A 20,602-nucleotide genomic window follows, 5' to 3' on the forward strand; every position below is an offset into this window, starting at 1 on the left:
CGCGCCTACGATCCAGTGGCCATGAAAGAGGCATCGCACACGCTTGGCGACACGATCGAGTACGGCAAGGACGAGTACGAGACGCTGATAGACGCAGATGCGCTGCTGCTTGTGACGGAGTGGCCAGAGTTCAGATCACCTAACTTCGCGGTGGTGAGCAAGCTGATGAAGGACAAGGTGGTGTTCGACGGCAGAAACATCTACGATGCGGCAGAGATGCACGAGAAGGGCTTCACCTACTACGGCATCGGTATAAAGCAGCAGGTTTCACAACAGTTAGACGCAGCAATATAAAAAGAGCATTGATAACAGGTGGAATAATGTAAAGCTTAGTTTTGATGAAAGGAAGCAAAGGTAAAGTCTTAAAAGGGGTATCATTTTCATGGATAAAATTTGCTACTTCTATTGCATTCGGTATCATACTAACTCCATTGATATTTAAACTGCTTAACAAAAATGAAATAAATTACTGGTATTTATTTTTTTCTATTGGTTCTTTTTTGCAAATGGCAGATTTAGGATTGGCTTCTGCTTTATCCAGGACAATAGCATATATAAATAACTCGAAAGAGGGTAATTCTGACTCTTCATTGGAAGTGTACAAAAGGTATACTTTAAAGCAGATATATTATACGGCCCTTCTTACCTTTCTTATATGTGTGATTATTATATTTTTTGTATCTGTTGTTGCTTTTAGCGTCTTGGATAGTACTAATATTTCAATAATCACTATTGCTTATGTAGTGTATGGAGTTGGGGTTATATTAAATCTAATTAGTAATATACCATCTGCTTTTTTATCAGGGCTCGAAGATGTTGGTTATGATAATTTAGTCAAAGTATTAGCTCAAGTAGTTTATTTTATTTTAATAGTTACGTTTTTAGAACAGTTTCCTAACATATTATTTTTATCAGGACTATTTCTTTTGCAAAACTTAATACAGCTTTTGTTACTTCATATTACTTTGTATAAAAAGCATAAATTTATATTTAGTAGTAATACTAAAGTTAAAAGCCTTTTTGCTTTTGAAGCGGCAAAAGAAATTTACAAAAATTCTATGCCGATGTTTATTAACCAGTTGGGGGGGTGGTTAACTAATAGATCAGTTATATTTATTACAACTATTACAGTGGGAACAGCTTATATAGCAGACCTTTCTGTCCATCAACAGCTAATTTCCTATGGAGTAGCTATAGTTTCAGTAATCAATCAATCTGTAGGTCCTTTTATTGCAAAAAAGTATATAAAGGAGGGCCGTGTTGGTGTAATTCCTCTTTTTGAAAAAGTGGTTATTCTAGCCCTTTCTTTAATTACTGCGTTTGCACTTTTTGTGATTTTGGCAGGGAATGAAATATTGCAAATATGGATTGGGACTGGCCATTTTTTGGGAAATAGTGTAATCACATTATTAGCAATTTCTGCTATTCTTGAGATACAGCATGCCGTATGCGGTAATTTTGTTTGGAACTTAGGGAAGTGGCCATTTAACTATTGGACATTGGCGGCAGGAATTTTATCGATGGTTTTAGGCTATATTCTTGGTAATGCTTTTGGATTAGAGGGTTTAGTTTTTGCTTTTACTTTATCAAAGTTATTGACTATAAATTGGTATGTAGTTTACTACTGTTTAAAAGAGCTAAATTACAATATTTTTAAATTCATTATAAACTACCCATTTATGATGCTTCTAATGATGAGTGTTATTATAGTGGTAGTGAAATTAACTAATTTGTTGTCCTTTTTTAATGAAAGTCCTTTAACATCGATAATAGTTATTTGTTTAATAGCAGCAATGTATTTATTTATAGTTCTTATAAAATATAAAGATAAGTTGTTGACAAAAAACATAAAGCTATCAAAGTTAATGGATGAGATAAAGACAAGAAGAAAAGCTGCCTATATAAATGTTAAATGATAAAGTTAAAGCACATCCTTCTCTTATTATTCCTATTGTGGATTTTTGTTTTTGGTTTTTTTAATGGTCAAAGATTCAATAATGACACGGTTACACGAGATTATGGAACTATACTAATTCTTAATATAATATTAATAGCTGTTATTTTATTTGTAAAGAAAATACAATTTAAAACAAGATTTCCTAACTTTAAATGGTATTATTTAATGCTATTTTCAGTTGTTGTATCTGTAGCTTTTAGGACACCATTTGGCTTCAATATAAATAATAGTTTTAATATGCTTTTTACGCAATTACTTATTTTGGGTTTATCGGCTATTACATGGAGGGTAAGTCTTAAAAAAGTGCTTGATGTAATGTTGCTTTTCATACATATAGCCTTGATGCTTTGTTTGTATGTTCATATCAAAACAGGAGGAACGTTTGAGTTTGGTAACCATACTATGGCAGGAAGATTAGGAGGATTATTCTTTTTTGCAGATACAGCAGCATTGGCGGGTTTTGGGCTTAACATTGCCTTTTATTTGTGGATGAAATATAGAACTAAAGTTAGCATAGTATCAGGGGGGGTGTTTTTGTTTTTTCTCATAATAGGTGATAGTAGGGCAGTAATGGGTGGTGTATTATTAGCATTTATTGTTCAGTACTATTTTTACCTTAAAGCAAAAAGAAAAAGTACCAAAAAGTTGATAATAATATCCTTAGTAACAATTCCTTTGTATAACTTATATAAGAGTCTTAATTCAGGAGGGGCAGATGTAGAAGGAGATTTTGAGTTTAGAACCCAAATTTGGAGTGTAGCATTTGTCGGAATAAAAAATAAATTATGGACGGGTTATGGTGATTCTAAATATTATTTTTCTACAATAACGACACATATCACAGACTTTTATGAGCAACTCAGTGACCCTCATTCAAGCTATCTTGCTTTTGTATTACAATATGGTGTGATAGCATTTGTGGTTTTTATTATTTTTCTAGTGAAGACAATAAAATATGTTTATAAATATGTCAACCCAATAGATAAAGGAGTAACCTCATTTATTTTTTTTTGGATAGTTATAGGCTTGACAGGTGGGACCATCTTTAACTTTAATTATACGCTTCTATCACTACTGTTTCAGTTTTCTATTTTTGGCATATGTTTACATCCAAACATAAGGACAAATATTCTAAAACTTAAGGATGAAAGTCTAGTTGCTAAAAAATATAATGAGAATGAGTCAGTACAAAGTTTATTGATAAAAAATTACTAATATGAATAATCCAGTGGTCCTTTTAACAGGAACAATAGATCCACAAAATATGATCTTCACTAAAATCACTGATAAAGATTTTAGGAAAAATCAATATATTGACTCTATAAAATTTTGGCTGAAAGAAACAAAATGCAAGATTATTTTTGTGGAAAACTCCAATAATGATATAAGTCCATACTTTGAAGATGCTCTTAATTCCTTCAGGCTTGAAATATTATGTTTTAACGGAAATACTTATTCAAGGGAAGTTGGAAAAGGTTATGGGGAATTATTATGTATAGAATATGCTTTAAAAAATTCTAAAATTTTAAAAACATCTAATTTTGTATTCAAAATTACTGGGAGACATAAAGTTTTGAACTTTTTGCCTTTTTTTGAAAGATATGATAAAAATAAGGATTTAGATTTGCTTCTTGATTTCAATAAGAATTTAACCTTTTGCGACTCAAGGATTTTTGGCTTCACTCCTGTTTTCTTTTATGACTATTTATATAAATATAAAAATAGTCTTAATGATACTAATGGTGTTTATTTTGAACATATTTTAGCTAAAGCTTCATTGATAGCGATATCGCAAGGTCTTAAATATTTGCCTTTTCCAAGTTCCCCAAAAATCAAAGGTATAAGTGGTTCCAATAATATCAAGTACGATTTAAATAACTTTGAATTTTTTAAGAATTCGATAAAATTTAAACTTAAAAGTTATCTGATAGAGCAGTAGATTTTCTCAAATACAATTACACATAAATATAGATGAATAGTTATCCATTAATAACAATTGTTACACCTTCCTACAATCAAGGTAAATTCATTGAAGAAACTATATTGAGTGTCCTCAATCAAACTTATAAAAACATCCAATATATTATTGTTGATGGTGGATCAACGGATAATACAATGGACATAGTGAATAAATATAAAAATAAAATCGATATAATAATTCATGAAAAAGATAAAGGCCAGTCTGATGCAATAAACAAAGGATTTAAATTATCAAAAGGAGAATTAGTAGGTTGGATAAATTCTGATGATATTCTTTACCCAACCTGTGTAGAAGAAATTGTGCAGCTTTATAAACAAAAGCCCAATGGGGCTATATTTTATTGTTCAAAGCTGAATTTGATAAACTCAGAATCAGAATTAGTACGAACAATTGAGATTAATATACCTAATAGGAGACATTTACTAAATCAAAAGTACAGTGTTATTCAACAAGGCTCTTTCTATAATAGGGAAAGTTTAGTTGCTGTAGGTTTCCTTAATCAGGATATTCACTACTGTATGGATCTTGATTTATGGTTAAGACTCCTGAATAAAGGTACTATTCATGCATATGATCGTTGCCCATTGAGTGCATTCCGCATTTGGGAAGATACAAAAACATCAACAGGGAATATAAAATTTTTAAAGAATATTAGGGAGGTGTTATTAATTAATGGAGCAACAAAACTGTCTAGAGCAGTTTGGTTAACGCATTGGTATGAGTTGAAATTTAATATCAAGACTATACTTATAAAGACCAATATAATTTCTGTTTAGATGATTCAGAAGCTAATCTTATCAGACCTATACCGATATACAGGTAAATACTCATTTAGTGTTTTCATCAAAACTTACTTTAGGATTCCTGGCTTTAGGTTTATGGTCTGGCACCGCATAGCCGCAAGAGCTAAAGCTTTAGGTTTGATATTTTATCTTTTACCATGGCTTTACCATAGTAGGCTAAAGTATAAGTTTGGCATGGATATCCCTCCAGAAACTAAAATAGGTAAAGGATTTTATATCGGTCACTTTGGGGGTATAGTAATAAGCTCTATGGCTGTCATAGGTGAAAACTGTAACGTCTCCCAAGGAGTAACTATAGGACTTTCAAGTAGAGGTAAAAAAAAGGTTATCCAACAATAGGGGATAGATGTTATATAGGGCCTGGAGCCAAAATCGTAGGCAATGTTAAGATAGGAAATGATGTTGCCATAGGAGCTAATGCTGTTGTTTTAGATGATGTACCTGACAAAGCAGTAGTAGCAGGTATTCCGGCGAAAACAGTTTCTTTTAATGGCTCAAATGGCTATATATTGAATCAAATCTAAGTTTCATGTAAGTAAAAGCAATACAAAGTAAAACTCAAAATATTTTAAATTATTACACTATGATATTCAGTCTAATAGTACAGAAGTTGGGAGGGTACTATTTATTAAAGCAAAAGCACAATAACTCTAAAGTTAAGATTATAAAAAGTGTACTTGAATTTGTTAATAAAGGGTTCCTACATGAAACTAATGCTTACCTGCCCCTCAATTGTAAAATTGAAGGGCCAATAAACTTTATACATGGAACTTACGGGGTTTTTATAAGTGGAGGTGCAAAAATTGGTAAAAACTGTACCATATATCAACAAGTAACAATTGGTTCAAATATGTTGATAGATTCCAAAGGTTTAGGTAGTCCTACAATAGGAGATAATTGCATATTAGGTGCAGGCGCAAAGGTAATAGGAAACATAAAAATAGGTAACAATTGTAGAATTGGTGCAAATGCAGTTGTAGTTAAGGATCTACCAGATAATAGTGTTTATGTATTAGGTCCTCCAATTGTAAGAGTAAAGCAGCACCTAGAAAATAAAATCTATCAATTTAGCAAAAGAGGATGGGGTTACAGAGAAAATGGAAATTTTGTGTTAGAAGACAAAGAGTCTAAAATTAGAGCTTTAGAAGCGTTAAATTAAAATACTCTGATAACATATTAAAGTTGATAATGTCACAGAAAATAATACATATTTTATTTGATTTCAATGTTGGTGGAACAGAAAATATGCTTGTTGATATCATAAATGAACAGGCTAAGAGCAATAATGTGGTATTAGTTATAGTTAATAATCAATTTGATGCTAATCTTATTGGAAAAATAAAATTAGCAAAGGTTCATTGTATCAATAGAGTACCAAAGAGTAGGAACCTTTATAAAATTTTACAATTAAACTACCTTGTTTTTAGCTTAAAGCCCGATGTTATTCATTTCCACAATTACAATGGAATTAAATTAATAAAAACAAAAACGAAAGCTCTAAAATGCCTAACAATCCATGATGTCAACGTGCCTCTTCAATATTTGAAATGGCATGATAAAGTAATTGCAATATCTAAAGCCGTTAAAAAAGATGTCTTGCTAAGAGCTAATACGGAAGTAAAGGTAATTTATAACGGTATAGCAACTAATGAAGTAGGAAAAAGAAAAGCTAGAGATCTAATAGAAAATAAGTTTAAAATCATACAGGTAAGCAGATTAGAACACAAGAAGAAAGGTCAAGATATTCTACTTAAAGCCGTTGCGAATCTTGTTCATGAAAAAGGAATAAAGAATATCGCACTAGATTTCATAGGAGCAGGAAGCTCTCTTCCATATTTGGAATCACTAATTACAGAGCTTAAACTAGAAGATAATGTCAACTTCTTGGGGTTAAAAGACAGAGAATTTATTTACAAAAATCTTAAGAACTATGATTTAGCTGTGCAACCTTCTGTATACGAAGGTTTTGGATTGACTGTAGTAGAAGCAATGGCTGCTAGATTAAACATACTAGTTTCGGATATAGATGGACCTATGGAAGTAATTAATCATGGGCAATATGGGTACTTCTTCGAAAATGGTAACATCCTCGATTGTAGTTCTAAATTAGAGGAAATAATACACAATAAGGTAACAAAACAAAACATTGATCTTATTGAATCTGCTTATCTCTATGCTAAAGAAAACTTTGACATCAAAAAAACTGCTTTAAAATATCTAGAAGAGTACTCAATTTAGAGAAATGAACCCAGAATTAGCAAGTAAAGTGTTAGTGGTTGGACCACAATACAAAAACCATAGAGGGGGAATAGGAGCTGTAATTGATAGCTACAGTAAGTGTGTTAAGCCCTTTAATTTTGTTTCGACATACAAGCCTTTAAGTAAATATTTAGTTCCTCTGTATTCTCTTAAACAGATCATTATATTATGTATGTATTTGTTTAAAAATCCTTCAATTAAGATAGTACATATTCACGGGGCCTCAAGAGGGAGCTTTTTTAGGAAGTACATTATCTTTTTATTTTCAAAGTACATTTTTAATAAAAAAACTATTTACCATATACATGGTGCTGAATTTCATATTTTTTATGAAAATTCAAATCTAATTACTAAGAACTTGGTAAAAAATATATTTGAACATACAGATAAGGTGATTTGCTTATCCACATGGTGGTGTAGTTATTTTTTAAAACATTTTAATCCAAAATCTATAAGTGTACTACCAAATATTATTGAGAAAATTGATAGCCAAAAAAAAGATAATCACAATAACAAAAGAATAATTTTTTTATTCTTAGGAAGAGTTGGTAAACGTAAGGGCATTTACGATTTGATTGATGTGATCAGTTCTTTAGCCAAGCTTAATACTCCCCCATTTGAAGTTTGGATAGGGGGAGATGGAGAAATAGATATTCTAGAAAAAATAATAGCTAAAGAAGGATTGCACCAACTAGTTAAATATTTAGGATGGGTAACAGGAGAAAAAAAAAGAGAGGTATTAGCTAAAGCTGATGTTTATGTTCTTCCTTCTTATAATGAAGGGCTTCCTGTTTCAATTTTGGAAGCAATGAATTACGAATTACCTATAATATCCACGAACGTTGGAGGAATTTCTGAATTAGTTAAACCACACAAAAATGGCTTTTTGATAAATCCTGGTGATAAAGATGCTTTACAGGAGGCAATGCTTTACTTTCTAAATAACTCTGATAAAGTTGCAAAATTCGGAGGAGAATCTAAGCAAATGATAAAATCCTATTATCCTGAGAAAGTAGTTGATCAGTTAGGTGATTTTTATAAGGAACTATTGTAAAGACTTACTTCTAATGACACTTGCACTAAACAATAAAGTAAGAATTCGAATATTAGATTTGGCTCGACAAACAAATCAATATAAATTATTTAATCAATATTTAAAGAATCAATATATATATAATAAAGAAGAAATTGAATTATATCAAAAAAAGAAATTTAAAGAAATATTTAAACATCACTTCGAAAACAACGAGTCTTATAGAACTCATTTAAGAAGCATGGGATTTAATGGAAGTAGTTCGAGTGAAATTGATAAAATTCCTATTATTTCTAAGAGCTTCTTCAAGAACAACTTGAATAATCACTTTATTTCTAGTCTAGTACACACAACAAAGTATTCAGGGGGAACTACTGGAAGTCCATTAGCTATTCACTTAAGTCAGGAATCAATAGATAATTTCTGGCCAGCTATATGGCGAGCGTTTGATGTATACGGTGTAGAACCCTGCGATAAAATAATGATGATAGCTGGACCTTCTCTATTAAATAAAAGAACATTAAAACGCAAAATTTATGATTTGGTCTCTAATTTTGAAGTTGTATCGGCTTTTGATTTAAGTTCTGATGTACTTTATAATGCTTATAAGACTTTACTGAAAAGAGACATAAAAGCAATATATGGCTACACTTCATCTGTACTTGTTTTTTTGAATTTTCTGAAGGATAACAATTATCGTTTGGACTTAAAGTGCATCTTTACCACTTCTGAAACTTTTATTCCAAAAGTTAGAGTTCTGGCTAAAGAGTATTGTAATTGTGATGTGATAGATACTTATGGTGCGAAAGATGGGGGAGTTGCAGCCTTTGAATGCAACTTTCACCACGGGTATCATCTTAATTTTGAAAATAGTTTAGTTGAGATAATTGATAACAAAATAATTTGCACTGATTTACTGAATAGAGCGTCTCCATTTATCAGATATGAAGTAGGAGACTATACAACGAGTGATAAAGTAATCACTGAAAAATGTGAATGTGGAAGGAGTCTGTTTCGAATTGAGTCTATAGCTGGCAGAGTTAATGATCATGTTATAGATATTGATGGCAATGTTGTTCATTCTGAATTCTTTAGTCACCTTTTTGTTGAGGACGCTCTGATTGATCAGTACCAAATTTTATATTCTAATCAGGAAATTGTTATTAATATGATAACCTCAGCGATGGTTTCAGAAGAGCAGTTTTACAAAAGTTATGGACTTATGTTGTCTAAGAGATTTAAGATGCCCTTTAGAATAGTAGTTAATCAGGAGATAATTACTCTACCTAATGCTAAAATTCCTATCATTGTTAAGGCTTGAGTATTTAATGTTTAATCTTCAATCTTCAATCAAAATAGAATTCTTGCATTTAATAGATTTTAAAGTAATTTACATACTATGAAGCAGAAAAAAATTTTAGCAATTGCCTCTGCTGGAGGGCATTGGATACAGCTTCTACGATTAAAACCTGCTTTCAAATATCATGAACTTATTTTTGTGTCTACAAAAGGGAGCTTTGCGGAAACAGTTGAAGGACACAAGTTTTACCACGTTCCTGATGCTAATAGGAAGAATAAACTTGATATTTTAAGATCAGCTATAAAAGTTACAAATTTGATAAGATTAATCAAGCCTGATGTTATAATAACCACTGGAGCTGCTCCTGGGCTCATGGGGTTACTTGCTGGTAAACTATTAGGTACAAAAACAATTTGGGTAGATAGTATTGCTAACGTTGAGGAGCTATCAATGAGTGGCAGGATTGCATCTAAAATTGCAGATAAGGTATATACTCAGTGGGAACACCTTTCAAATGATGAAATAACTTTTAGCGGCAGTGTATTATCATGATATTTGTTACTATAGGTACACAAGAGCCATTTGATAGGCTTATAAAAGCTATTGATGAAACTGTTCCCCTTTTGGGTGATGTTGAGGTGATTGCTCAGGTGTCTAACACAGGTTATCTAGTGAAGAATATGAAAACTCTGGAGTTTGTCTCACCTACTGAGTTTAATACATATTTTGCAAAAGCCAAATTAATAATAAGCCATGCAGGAATGGGTACAATCTTATCTGCTTTAGTACAGGAGAAGCCTATTATAGTGATGCCAAGATTAGCAAAACTTGGGGAACATAGGAATGAGCACCAGTTAGCAACAGCCAATCGTTTTAATGAGTTAGGTTATATTAATGTAGCTTATGATGAGGCTGACTTAAAAAGTAAAGTATTGGCGATGGTTAATACTTCTTTGGAACCTCTTCATAAAATTGGGTATCATGCATCTGATCAACTTATTTCTTCTCTTCAGGAGAGCATTGAACGTCCAAGAAGTGGTAAAGGGCATGTTTGGGTGAAGAAGTCTAAAAAAGAAAAATCAATTTACAAGTTGATGCTTAGAAAAGTACTAAATAATATTAAACGAGAAACTAAATAGGAATTCTATAATTCAACACGCAGCAAAGTTATGAATTTGCTGCGTGTTGAATTATAATAATATCATGCCCAACTAAGTTCTTTTATTTCTTCGTATACCTTTTGTATACCTTCTTCAAGAGATATCTTAGCCTTCCATCCGAAAGAGTGTAATTTAGATACGTCCATCAATTTACGAGGAGTGCCATCTGGCTTGGTCTTATCCAGTACAATCTCTCCTTCATACCCTACGGTTTTTTGCACCAGTTTTGCCAGGTCTAGAATGGAGATGTCTTCACCAACCCCAATGTTTACCAAACCTGGCTCATTGTAATTTTGCATCAGGTAGAAACAAGCATCGGCCAGGTCGTCGGCATGTAAAAATTCGCGCTTAGGCGTGCCCGTTCCCCAAAGTTCTACGGTCGGCGCATTGGTTTCTTTTGCTGTAATGAACTTGCGCAATAATGCTGGTAGCACGTGTGAGTTCTTCAGGTCGTAGTTATCATTCGGGCCGTACAGGTTCGTAGGCATCACCGAAATAAAGTTACAGCCGTACTGATCTCTATAGGCGTCGCACAGCTTTATGCCAGCTATTTTAGCAATGGCATAAGGCTCATTTGTTGGCTCTAGTGGCCCTGTAAGCAGATACTCTTCTTTTAAAGGTTGTGGTGCCAGTTTCGGGTAAATGCAGGATGAACCCAGGAACATAAGCTTCTGCACGTTATTCAGGTAAGAGGCATGAATAACGTTGTTCTGGATCATCAGGTTATCGTACAGAAATTCTCCCCGGTACGTATTATTGGCTACAATTCCCCCTACTTTAGCAGCAGCCAGGAAAACATAATCAGGTTTTTCTGTAGCGAAGAAATCATTTACCGCTCCCTGGTTACGAAGGTCCAGCTCTTTGGATGTACGTACGATAATGTTGTTATAGCCTGCTGCCTCTAGCCTTCTGATAATAGCTGAGCCGACCATTCCTCTATGGCCGGCTACATAAATTTTATTTTTTACTTCCATTTATTCGAACTGGTTCTTTACGCGGTAGCCTTTATCCTGTAACATTTTCTCTCTGTGGAAGTGCTGTATGTCAGCTTCCATCATATCTTTGACAAGCGCTGGTAAATCATATTGAGGCTCCCAGCCAAGTTTAGTTTTTGATTTGGTCGGATCTCCAATTAAAAGCTCTACTTCCGTTGGACGGAAGTAACGAGGGTCAACTGCCACAACTTCTTTTCCTACTTCCAGCTGGAAGTCAGGATTTGAGCAAGAAACGACTACGCCTTTCTCTTCCACTCCCTCTCCAGAAAACTCTAATTCTATGCCTGTCTCAGCAAAGGCCATCTTCACGAAATCGCGTACAGTAGTTGTAATACCTGTCGCAATTACATAATCTTCTGGCGTATCCTGCTGCAGAATGCGCCACATCGCTTCAACATAATCTTTGGCATGGCCCCAATCGCGACGAGCATCCAAGTTGCCAAGGTAAAGCTTGTCCTGCAGGCTCATGGCTATTTTAGCTGCGCCGCGTGTAATTTTACGTGTAACGAAGGTTTCACCTCTTAAAGGAGATTCGTGGTTGAACAGGATACCGTTGCAGGCATACATGTTGTAGGCTTCACGGTAGTTTACGGTAATCCAGTAGCCGTACAGTTTTGCTACCGCGTAAGGTGAGCGTGGGTAAAAAGGAGTCGTTTCAGATTGCGGCACTGCCTGCACCAAGCCATAAAGCTCAGAGGTAGAGGCTTGGTAAACTCTTGTTTTTTCGGTTAGCCCCAGAATACGGATAGCCTCCAGAATACGTAGCGTACCGATACCGTCAGCATTCGCTGTATATTCAGGTGTATCGAAGCTCACCTTTACATGGCTCATGGCACCCAGGTTATATATTTCATCTGGTTGCACTTGCTGTACAATACGTATAATGTTTGTAGAGTCGCTAAGGTCACCATAATGCAGGTGGAAGCGCACGTTTTCCTCGTGCGGGTCCTGGTACAAATGATCAATGCGATCGGTATTGAACAAGGAACTTCTACGCTTGATGCCATGCACCTCGTACCCTTTTTCCAACAATAAATCTGCCAGGTAAGCACCATCTTGTCCTGTGATGCCTGTGATAAGAGCTTTTTTCATTCTATTATGATATAAGTAATTCTATAGGATTATCATTTTTATATGGGCAGCTGTGAAAGGCTGCAATGATATAGTGTAGACAAGCTAAGGTAAAGCTATTCGGCTTTAGATTCTTAAAATTTTACAAATATAATATTCTAAACTAAACTACAACAATTGATAGTGAATAATTTCTCTATTTCGAAAACTATGAAAAAAGTTTAGTATATATCTTGTGATTTATCTCAATAAAGATTCAATACGGGATGCTCTTCCATGAATAAATTGATGCCTGAGATTTAGAACCCACCCCTAACCCCTTCCAAGATAGGATTTCCGAAATGAGAGTGTCCGTTCTACTTGCTAAAGAGTGCTTTTGGCTTATATCTACCCTTTTTAACTGTTCTACGTTGTTGATTATTAACCTGATGTAGAGAAACTATATCCTTCAAACTACTAGTTGCGGTAATGTACATACTTGACCAGTATACAACCACAGTGATGTTATGCAATAGCTAAATGAGGCATTCTACTCCTTTAAAAAATGAGGAACGAACTACCAAGTTTACACCCCTATGTTACCTTCAAGGGAATAATCATTCCCACTGCTGATGCTGATTTTTAAATAACAGCTATTCTAAATTAGGTATGGAATAGAAATTAAACTCAAGCTCTCGTCTGCGTCAAAATCCAGGTTGAAGCTCCGATGGCAATCATTGTATTTCCTACAAGATGATTCTAAGCAAAGATGAACTATAAATAGAAAAGGTAAGTGTGAACTCAATCTTCTATGAACAGGTAAGGTAATCTGTTTAAAACATAGAAATGTAATGATGCTAATATTTAAAATTGTTTATATAGATAAAAAATATTTATGATAAAAGATGGATAGTTGTTCTGAATATATAGTTGGTAAATAGTACATTATGTTTTGAGGTAATCTTGTTTGTTATAGTGAGTAACTCAAAATATCAATAAAATTATTGGTATTGTGTACTATTTTTGTTGATATTACAATCATTCTTTTTGGAATAAATTTTTATTTGTTGTCGCTACGCAATCATTATAAAAAGGTTTATGTTTGTATGCTTTTATTGCTTTTGCAAGAGTCCTGTTCAAAAGTAAATGCTTTTATGACATACAGATACACAACTTTTTCGAAGACACTTAATTTGGTTATTGACTTTAGTATTCTGAATCTGGCTCTTTATACCTGTTTTGTTGTGGAGAACCCTGAAAGGATCTGGATGAATGTACCCGAACAATACCGTAAGGAGTTTCTGTTGCTCAACCTTACCTGGTTCTACTGTTCTACTTCCTGTAAATTGTATGAGAATATATTCCGAAGGGATGCCATTCCGACCATTAGCATAACTTTAAAATCGTTGCTGGGTTTCGCATTTCTTGTATTTGTGCAAATGCTCGTGCTTCCACAATTTCAGCTATCCAATTACTTTTTACTTTGCTTTTTTGCTCTGCTGTGCTTTTTTATACTGGCCTGGAAAACAACCTTCCTGCTTGTCAGAAAGCCCAGGCGATGGTCACTCATCAAATTTAAACGAATAGTGGTGGTGGGTGCTGGAACCCAAGGAATGGATCTGTATAACTACATCGAAAAAAACAAGCACTTAGGCTATGAGGTAGTAGGCTTTTTTGATGACAATGTGGCCGCTTTGCCTATTGCTAACAACCTGGTGTTAGGTAAGGTGGCCGACTGTATGGACTATGTAGAGCAGCACAACATAGCTGAGGTTTATTGTGCTTTACCAGATATAGCTAGAGATAAGATCCTGATGCTGATGGAGGAGTCGGACAAGCGGATGATACGCATTAAACTGGTGCCTGATGTAAAAGACTATTTTAAGGAAAACTTTATGGTGGAGATGTATGGGCACATGCCGATCCTAACGCCCCGAAGAGAGCCGCTTGGTGATAAGGCGAATGAAGTGGTGAAAAGAGCTTTTGATGTGGCTTTTTCGCTGGCTGTTTCACTTTTCCTGTTAAGCTGGTTTATTCCTTTGATGGCTATCATTATAAAACTTGATTCTAAAGGACCTGTTTTTTTCAGGCAGTTACGCTCAGGCAAAAATAACAGGCCCTTTTATTGCCTTAAGTTCAGGAGCATGAGCGTGAACAGCGACTCTGATAGTAAACAAGCTACCAAAGGTGATGCCCGCATCACACGTGTGGGTGCGTTTATCCGGAAAACCAGCATTGATGAATTGCCGCAGTTCCTGAATGTGTTGATGGGAGATATGTCTGTCGTAGGGCCTCGCCCACACATGTTGAAGCATACTCAGGATTATTCTGTTCTGATCGAGAAGTTTATGGTTCGCCATTTTCTGACGCCTGGTATTACAGGTTGGGCGCAGGTAAGTGGGTTCAGAGGGGATACAACAGAGACAATAGAGATGGAGAAGCGGGTAGAGGCAGATATCTGGTACCTGGAGAACTGGTCTTTTTTACTTGACCTGAAAATAGTTGTCCTCACATTCTGGCAGGCCGTTCGGGGAGACAAAAAAGCATTTTAATAGTATATAAGCCCTTTTTTCAGTGATCATCTTTAATATCCTAGTGCTGAACCTGCTTATATGCAGCATCTGAAATTTGTATTAACCATATTTTCTTTTAAACTATTATTGCAAAACTATACATAAAATTATATGCATTATTGTATATATAAAAAAATATATTTATAATTGTTCAAAAATACACTGATGCAAAACTTTTACCTGTCCAATAATTACCAGACCATGTTGAAAAAGATACATATGAAAGCCCTTTTCCTGGCAGCCACACTTGTTTTTTTATTAAGTTTTACAATTGACGCCCAGGCTCAGCGGAGCTATAGCCCAAAGTTTAGGGGCAGTTTATATAACAGTTTCAGACGAGCTGATAAGTGGACCTTTATAGCTGGAACAGGTATATCTGTTATGAACAGCGACAACACGACGAGAAACTACAGCAGTAGCATAGGATTGATGAAGGGGAATGGCTATGGGGTAAATGCTAATGCAGGAGTGATGTATCAATTTACTCCTCAGGTGGCTTTGTTGGGAAACCTGGAATACGCGCGTTTTAATGGTGCACAAGATATGGCTGGATATAAGCTTAAAAATAGCTTTTCATTTAGTTCTGAAGCAGTTTCTTTTTCAGGATCAGCTGTTTTCAATATAGCCAATAACTATACGCTTGCAGGCTTATACAGAAGATCCATTCGTAACCGTATGATTATGGTGCCTTATGCGAAGGTTGGGCTTGGTGTGATGCGCTATAATGCTGTTTCTTTTGGTGAAGCAACTGATGAGCCAGATTCTGAATTTAAGCCTACTTACCCAGCTATTGCAGCTGTTATACCAGTTAGTGCTGGCCTTCGTTTCAGATGCTCAAACGAGTTCAGTTTTGCTCCAGAGCTTACATTAAACCTAACAACAACAGATTATTTAGATAATACGAAAAGAAAAGGTGGTTACACTGGTAGTACTGATCAGTTTGTTACTGCATCTATAAAAGTATTTTATACACCTCATTTGTAACGAAGTAAAGGGACACAAGTATCACGACACAAGATGTAAGACTTTTTGTGAAGGAATGTGCTGATATTTATTATGCTGTAAATAATCATGCGCTTTCCTTCATGTAAAACTAATTTTGTTTCCTCATTTAACTTTGTTTTGAGTTGGCTTTCTACAGCACTATAACGAATGGTTGGAGGATTTAGCATAAAGCGGGCCTTGGGAGCTAATCCCAAGGCCCGCTCTATTTCTGTTATATTTTGGAAATTTTAACTGTCAATTTTGTTAGCATGTTGCTGTACTGACACTGCACCTCAAGAAGGTATAAAATAAAAAGTTTCCTTCCGAATAAAAGTACTATGTTTGTTTTAAATCTGACGGTATTATAAAGTGTTCTGATGGAGAAGTTGTTGGTGAAAACACACAACAACGGCAAACAGCATCTTTCAGTTGAAGTAATAGGGGGGAGGCATCTATAAACTAGATTTTATCAGGATGAAACAACATAAGATTAAAAATACTGCCTAACTTACTGAACTTAAGCTCCCCTACTTGGATAAGGAGGGGTTGGGGGTGGTTGGATACAAGGGCCAATTGCTATTGCAAGATTGCGGGAATAACAACACGCGTATTTTTATAAAGCTGCTTATTACTTGAATCCGTTGCTGCTTATTTCACTTGTTTGCGCGAATTTCCAAGTTCATGACTTGCAGATGATGTGACGTCTCCGACTTGTAAAGCCTAACAAAGACTGTTCCGTCTGCCAACATAATCTCACATGTATTTAAACCTCCTACCGTACAAAGCAATTCTCGTGCCTTTGTGTGATGTGATAGGACTCTTCGTGTCCGTCAAGTCGCAGACTCGACAGTATTATTAGGCGCGGGAATTATTCCCGCGCCAGGTTTAGCTGAGAAGTTTACAGGCTATCATACCTCGGGTAAAACCTGCAGAGGCTCCTTCTAAATAGTTTTCCTTCAATGAAATTCTTGAAACTTACCCTTGATAGTCATCAAGGGTAAGTTTACAATGAAAGGGCTTGTATAGAGTTTGGCTATTCTTACCAGTTTTTAGATAATTTCATCATTCCTCCCAAAGAGTTGGTATACAAATTTCCAACATCAAGGGCGGAAACAAAACCGAAGCGATAGCCGTTATTTAAGTTTTTTCCTAACTCCAGATAAGTCGATATTTGCTTTAGCCCCTCTGCATCTGCGGCAGTATTTGCTCCACTGCTACTGCCATAAGTGTTACCTGTTAAGTCAGCCCTGTAGGTGCCGTAGTTTTCAGAGAAGGAAGCTTTAGCAGTAACATTCCATTCTTTCACTTTTCCTTCCACACCCATATGAACAGCAACAACTCTGTTGTTGATAAAGTAAGGTGCACTGTCTGTTAGCAGTTCTTCTTTTACATAGTTCTTGGTACTGATAAGAGGCGTACCTAGTCCCATTTCCTGGTATGACCAGCCCTGTGTATAGATGTAATTGTTGTAATAATCTTCATAACCAAGTAAATCGAGGTTATTCCAGGTGCTTCCTGCCTGATTTTTTGTGTAAAGCACTTCAAAAACCAATTTTTTCCACTGAACTTGTTTATTGGAGATACGCTTGTTCTCAAGGCTCAGTCCGTTTAAACCGTCGGGGAAGTTGGCAAAATGAATAAAGGCATCTTTGTCGTAATAGTGCTGTCTGTAAGCTAAGATGCTCAAATTTCTGAAGTCATACGTAATGCCAAGATCAACAGATCCTACGTGGTTGCCTACCTTGGACCATTCAAACGTTTTACCTGCGACAGCATACCAATATTCCTGCTTAGAAGACAATTTAAATTCTTTGGGCGGGTAAATTATTTTGCTGTCACCCCAGAAGACTTGGTGATTAATTCCGCCATAGAATTTTACCTTCCAATTGGGGCTGCCAATGCGCCCGTACAGCGACTTCTGATGAAGATATGTTTTTGCTTGTGGCGTTTGTCTTTTTCCAAAGCGTGCATACGTTTCTCCTACCCATCCGTGGGCAAAGTTTCCTTTTACGGCAAAAAAACCTTTCCACAGGGGCAGAGGGTAGAATTCTGGTATGCTGATCTGCACCTTCGGTATTCCCAAGGCATTGCCAGAGACGGAGAATGCTCCAGAGGAGAGGGTTGTATCTACCAGGCCCATGATCTCTTTTGAGCGCCCCGCCTTCAGCTCGAAGGGCCCAACGCGCAGCTTTCCGTAGCCCTCTATGAGAAGCAGTTCTGTTCTTTCGCCTATGTTGGCCCTTCCCTCGAAGGAGGCTCCCCAGTCAAAGAGCCTGGTGCGGGTGCTGTCATAGTCCCTGCTCACGCGGTTGATGATGCTCAGGGAGGTGCCAGGAAGAGGAACGCTGCCGTACTGGTTTGACCTCAGCCAGAAGGGCAGCCGTTCGGAGGAGGAGCTAGCCACTCCCTGTACCTCATAGCCATAGTGGAAGTTACTGGACTGGGAGTAACCGAGGAGGCTAATAAAAGAAAGAATAAGAGTGATGTAAAGCTTAAACATGATGGTGCCGAATAAAGACAGAATTATGAACAGTTATCCTTACAAAGATTTAGAAAGCTTTATAATGATGCCCCCCGAATTATCAAGAAGCCCACCGTAATCAACGGCAGCAAGAATGCCTAGATTGAGCTGGTTGGCTAATGTTCTGTTCGCTTCAATGTAGGTGGACAGTTGCCCCACCTCTTGAAAGATGCCGTACTCACCTGGATATCTTTTACTCCCCAGGGAATGGCCTATGGTGCTGGTGCCATAGGTGCCATAACTTCTTGCGTAGGATGCTTTTGAGATAAGATTCCACTCCTTTATCTTGCTTACCACACCAAAATGCATGGCCAGCACTCGGTTGTTGATGAAATAGTTGGCTGGGTGAGTTGGTAAACCCTGCCTGGTAGAAGTTTTAGTGCTAAGGAAGGGAGAACCTAAACCGACACCTTTGTAAGACCAGCCCTGGCTGTACATGTAATTGTTGTAGTAGTCTTCATCACCAGAAGGCGTAACCTTGGCCCAAGCTTCACCTGCTTGATTTTTCGTGTAAAGCAACTCAAACACAAGCTTCTTCCACTGTATAGCGTTGTGAGAAGCTTTCTTGTTTGAAAGGCTTAAACCATTCAGGCCATCCAGTATATTAGCTAAATAATAAAGAGCTCCTACATCATAAAAGTTTTGGCGGTATGCAAACAGCTTGACGTTCTGGAAATCATACTCAAAGCCTAAGTCGATAGAGCCAATGTGATTACCAATTTTAGATACTTCGATTCCTCTGCTTCCGTACTTTTTGCCTGAAACAGTATAGATGTATTCTTGCCATGGAGATAGGGTAAAAGCTCCTTCGGCATACACATTAGCATAATTTCCCCATGTGACTTGATGATTAAAACCTCCATACAATTTCCAACTCCAGTTAGCTTTGCCGAAGCGCCCATAGAAAGACTTTTGGTGCAGGTAAGTTTCGAGAAAGTTTACTCTGCTTTTATCAAACCCTATGGGAACTGAGCCCACCCATCCATGAGCGAAGTTTCCTTTGAAGGCGAAGAGCCCGTTCAGCAGGGGCAGGGTGTAGAACTCAGGTATGCTGATCTGCACTTTCGGTATTCCCAGGGCGTTTCCAGAGACAGAGAAGGCCCCAGAGGAGAGGGTGGTATCCACTAGACCCATAATTTCTTTTGAGCGCCCTGCCCTCAGTTCGGATGGCCCTACGCGCAGTTTGCCGTAGCCCTCTATGAGAAGCAGTTGTGTTTTGTCCCCGATGTTTGCTCTTCCCTCAAAGGCAGCCCCCCAGTCGATGAGTTTAGTTTGGGTGCTGTCATAGTCCCTACTCACGCGGTTGATGATGCTTAGGGAGGTGCCAGGTAGGGGGACGCTGCCGTATTGGTTGGACCTCAGCCAGAATGGCATCCTCTCAGGAGAGGAGCTAGCCACTCCCTGCGCTTCAAAGCTATAGTGGAGGTTGCGGGGCTGGGAGTAAGCTCCTACACAATTTAAAAAGAAGAGAAGTAACGCAATCAGCAATCTAAACATTATGAATGTATTTGAATATTTAGATATATACGTAATGTTGTAGTAATTTTGTTTTGTTTATGAAGATATTTAGTTGAGAGGTGTGGTAGGACCTACCTATATATACTTAACCTGAAGGTCTTAAAAAGGATGTTATCAATGAAAGAAAACCAACCAAACTTGTTGCCGCTTATGTGATTTCTTACTTCATAAAAAGCTGATACATTTTATACGTTCAAGTTGTGCCTTATACACTACCAATCCTGTGTTGCTTAAACTGGCGTTATTAAAGTATGAAAAGACATTACTAGTTTATAATTTACCCTTACAAACTTAGCTTCTAGAGTGCCTGAGGTTAATAACATAAGGTGTCAATAACACATGGTAAATACAGCTAAGTGATTATCCTTATGGTGTATCATTCAAGCAGGAATAATATTCGAACTACTTATTTGATTGAAACAGTAAGGCAATGTATATATCTTTTTTATGTACTATAAATTAGTAAAG

19 protein-coding genes are annotated in these 20,602 nt (G+C 36.3%); 15 read left to right on the top strand and 4 right to left on the bottom strand.

Going from position 1 to position 20,602, the window contains the following annotated elements; translation table 11 throughout:
• The 13 genes from LN893_RS04730 to LN893_RS04785 form a co-directional block, all read left to right on the top strand.
• Positions 1 to 294 (top strand): UDP binding domain-containing protein (locus LN893_RS04730; RefSeq protein ID WP_255709888.1); only part of this gene is annotated, 294 nt, incomplete at its 5' end.
• 44 nt (positions 295 to 338) lie between these two features.
• A complete protein-coding gene (locus tag LN893_RS04735) occupies positions 339 to 1,916 on the top strand; it encodes a lipopolysaccharide biosynthesis protein (RefSeq protein ID WP_229968651.1) in 1,578 nt (525 codons plus the stop codon).
• Positions 1,913 to 3,172, top strand: coding sequence for an O-antigen ligase family protein (locus LN893_RS04740; RefSeq protein WP_229968652.1), 1,260 nt, complete (start codon positions 1,913 to 1,915; stop codon positions 3,170 to 3,172). The genes LN893_RS04735 and LN893_RS04740 overlap by 4 nt, the downstream gene beginning before the upstream one ends.
• Before the next feature lies 1 nt (position 3,173).
• Positions 3,174 to 3,896: a hypothetical protein gene (locus tag LN893_RS04745; RefSeq protein WP_229968653.1), complete on the top strand. Its 723-nt coding sequence runs from the start codon at positions 3,174 to 3,176 to the stop codon at positions 3,894 to 3,896.
• Positions 3,897 to 3,928: 32 nt separating this feature from the next.
• Positions 3,929 to 4,714 (top strand): glycosyltransferase family 2 protein, encoded by a 786-nt coding sequence (locus LN893_RS04750; protein WP_229968654.1) that lies wholly within the window; start codon positions 3,929 to 3,931, stop codon positions 4,712 to 4,714.
• On the top strand, positions 4,715 to 5,080 hold the full coding sequence (locus LN893_RS04755) for a serine O-acetyltransferase (protein ID WP_229968655.1): 366 nt from the start codon (positions 4,715 to 4,717) through the stop codon (positions 5,078 to 5,080). It begins immediately after the preceding gene.
• Positions 5,081 to 5,112: 32 nt separating this feature from the next.
• Positions 5,113 to 5,265, top strand: a complete 153-nt coding sequence (locus LN893_RS20675; protein ID WP_369427654.1) for a hypothetical protein — start codon at positions 5,113 to 5,115, stop codon at positions 5,263 to 5,265.
• A gap of 59 nt (positions 5,266 to 5,324) precedes the next feature.
• Positions 5,325 to 5,900, top strand: a complete 576-nt coding sequence (locus LN893_RS04760) for a serine acetyltransferase (protein WP_229968656.1) — start codon at positions 5,325 to 5,327, stop codon at positions 5,898 to 5,900.
• Between the two features lie 29 nt (positions 5,901 to 5,929).
• Positions 5,930 to 6,979: a glycosyltransferase family 4 protein gene (locus tag LN893_RS04765; protein WP_229968657.1), complete on the top strand. Its 1,050-nt coding sequence runs from the start codon at positions 5,930 to 5,932 to the stop codon at positions 6,977 to 6,979.
• A gap of 4 nt (positions 6,980 to 6,983) precedes the next feature.
• The gene (locus LN893_RS04770) at positions 6,984 to 8,054 is read left to right on the top strand and encodes a glycosyltransferase family 4 protein (protein ID WP_229968658.1); all 1,071 of its coding nucleotides are present in this window, start codon (positions 6,984 to 6,986) and stop codon (positions 8,052 to 8,054) included.
• A 13-nt stretch (positions 8,055 to 8,067) separates the two neighbouring features.
• Entirely contained in the window at positions 8,068 to 9,354 is a 1,287-nt protein-coding gene (locus LN893_RS04775) for a phenylacetate--CoA ligase family protein (protein WP_229968659.1), read from the top strand.
• A gap of 78 nt (positions 9,355 to 9,432) precedes the next feature.
• Positions 9,433 to 9,885 (top strand): glycosyltransferase family 28 protein, encoded by a 453-nt coding sequence (locus tag LN893_RS04780; RefSeq protein WP_229968660.1) that lies wholly within the window; start codon positions 9,433 to 9,435, stop codon positions 9,883 to 9,885.
• The gene (locus LN893_RS04785; RefSeq protein ID WP_229968661.1) at positions 9,882 to 10,472 is read left to right on the top strand and encodes a glycosyltransferase; all 591 of its coding nucleotides are present in this window, start codon (positions 9,882 to 9,884) and stop codon (positions 10,470 to 10,472) included. Before LN893_RS04780 ends, LN893_RS04785 begins: the two co-directional genes overlap by 4 nt.
• 62 nt (positions 10,473 to 10,534) lie before the next feature.
• Here the strand turns inward: LN893_RS04785 and fcl are convergent, their stop codons facing one another.
• Both fcl and gmd read right to left on the bottom strand, forming a co-directional pair.
• The gene (gene fcl, locus LN893_RS04790) at positions 10,535 to 11,467 is read right to left on the bottom strand and encodes a GDP-L-fucose synthase (RefSeq protein ID WP_229968662.1); all 933 of its coding nucleotides are present in this window, start codon (positions 11,465 to 11,467) and stop codon (positions 10,535 to 10,537) included.
• Positions 11,468 to 12,580, bottom strand: a complete 1,113-nt coding sequence (gmd, locus tag LN893_RS04795) for a GDP-mannose 4,6-dehydratase (protein ID WP_229968663.1) — start codon at positions 12,578 to 12,580, stop codon at positions 11,468 to 11,470.
• A 1,112-nt stretch (positions 12,581 to 13,692) separates the two neighbouring features.
• Here gmd and LN893_RS04800 point away from each other — a divergent pair.
• Both LN893_RS04800 and LN893_RS04805 read left to right on the top strand, forming a co-directional pair.
• Entirely contained in the window at positions 13,693 to 15,090 is a 1,398-nt protein-coding gene (locus tag LN893_RS04800) for an undecaprenyl-phosphate glucose phosphotransferase (protein ID WP_229968664.1), read from the top strand.
• Positions 15,091 to 15,330: 240 nt separating this feature from the next.
• The gene (locus tag LN893_RS04805) at positions 15,331 to 16,095 is read left to right on the top strand and encodes a hypothetical protein (protein WP_229968665.1); all 765 of its coding nucleotides are present in this window, start codon (positions 15,331 to 15,333) and stop codon (positions 16,093 to 16,095) included.
• A gap of 1,039 nt (positions 16,096 to 17,134) precedes the next feature.
• On the opposite strand, the gene LN893_RS04810 is transcribed toward LN893_RS04805, so the two are convergent.
• Both LN893_RS04810 and LN893_RS04815 read right to left on the bottom strand, forming a co-directional pair.
• Positions 17,135 to 18,595 carry a capsule assembly Wzi family protein gene (locus tag LN893_RS04810; RefSeq protein ID WP_229968666.1) on the bottom strand — a complete coding sequence of 487 codons (1,461 nt, stop codon included), beginning with the start codon at positions 18,593 to 18,595 and terminating at the stop codon, positions 17,135 to 17,137.
• Positions 18,596 to 18,634: 39 nt separating this feature from the next.
• The gene (locus LN893_RS04815) at positions 18,635 to 20,113 is read right to left on the bottom strand and encodes a capsule assembly Wzi family protein (RefSeq protein ID WP_229968667.1); all 1,479 of its coding nucleotides are present in this window, start codon (positions 20,111 to 20,113) and stop codon (positions 18,635 to 18,637) included.
• Positions 20,114 to 20,602: the final 489 nt, after the last annotated feature.

This window comes from Pontibacter harenae (assembly GCF_020907245.1).
GTDB lineage: Bacteria > Bacteroidota > Bacteroidia > Cytophagales > Hymenobacteraceae > Pontibacter > Pontibacter harenae.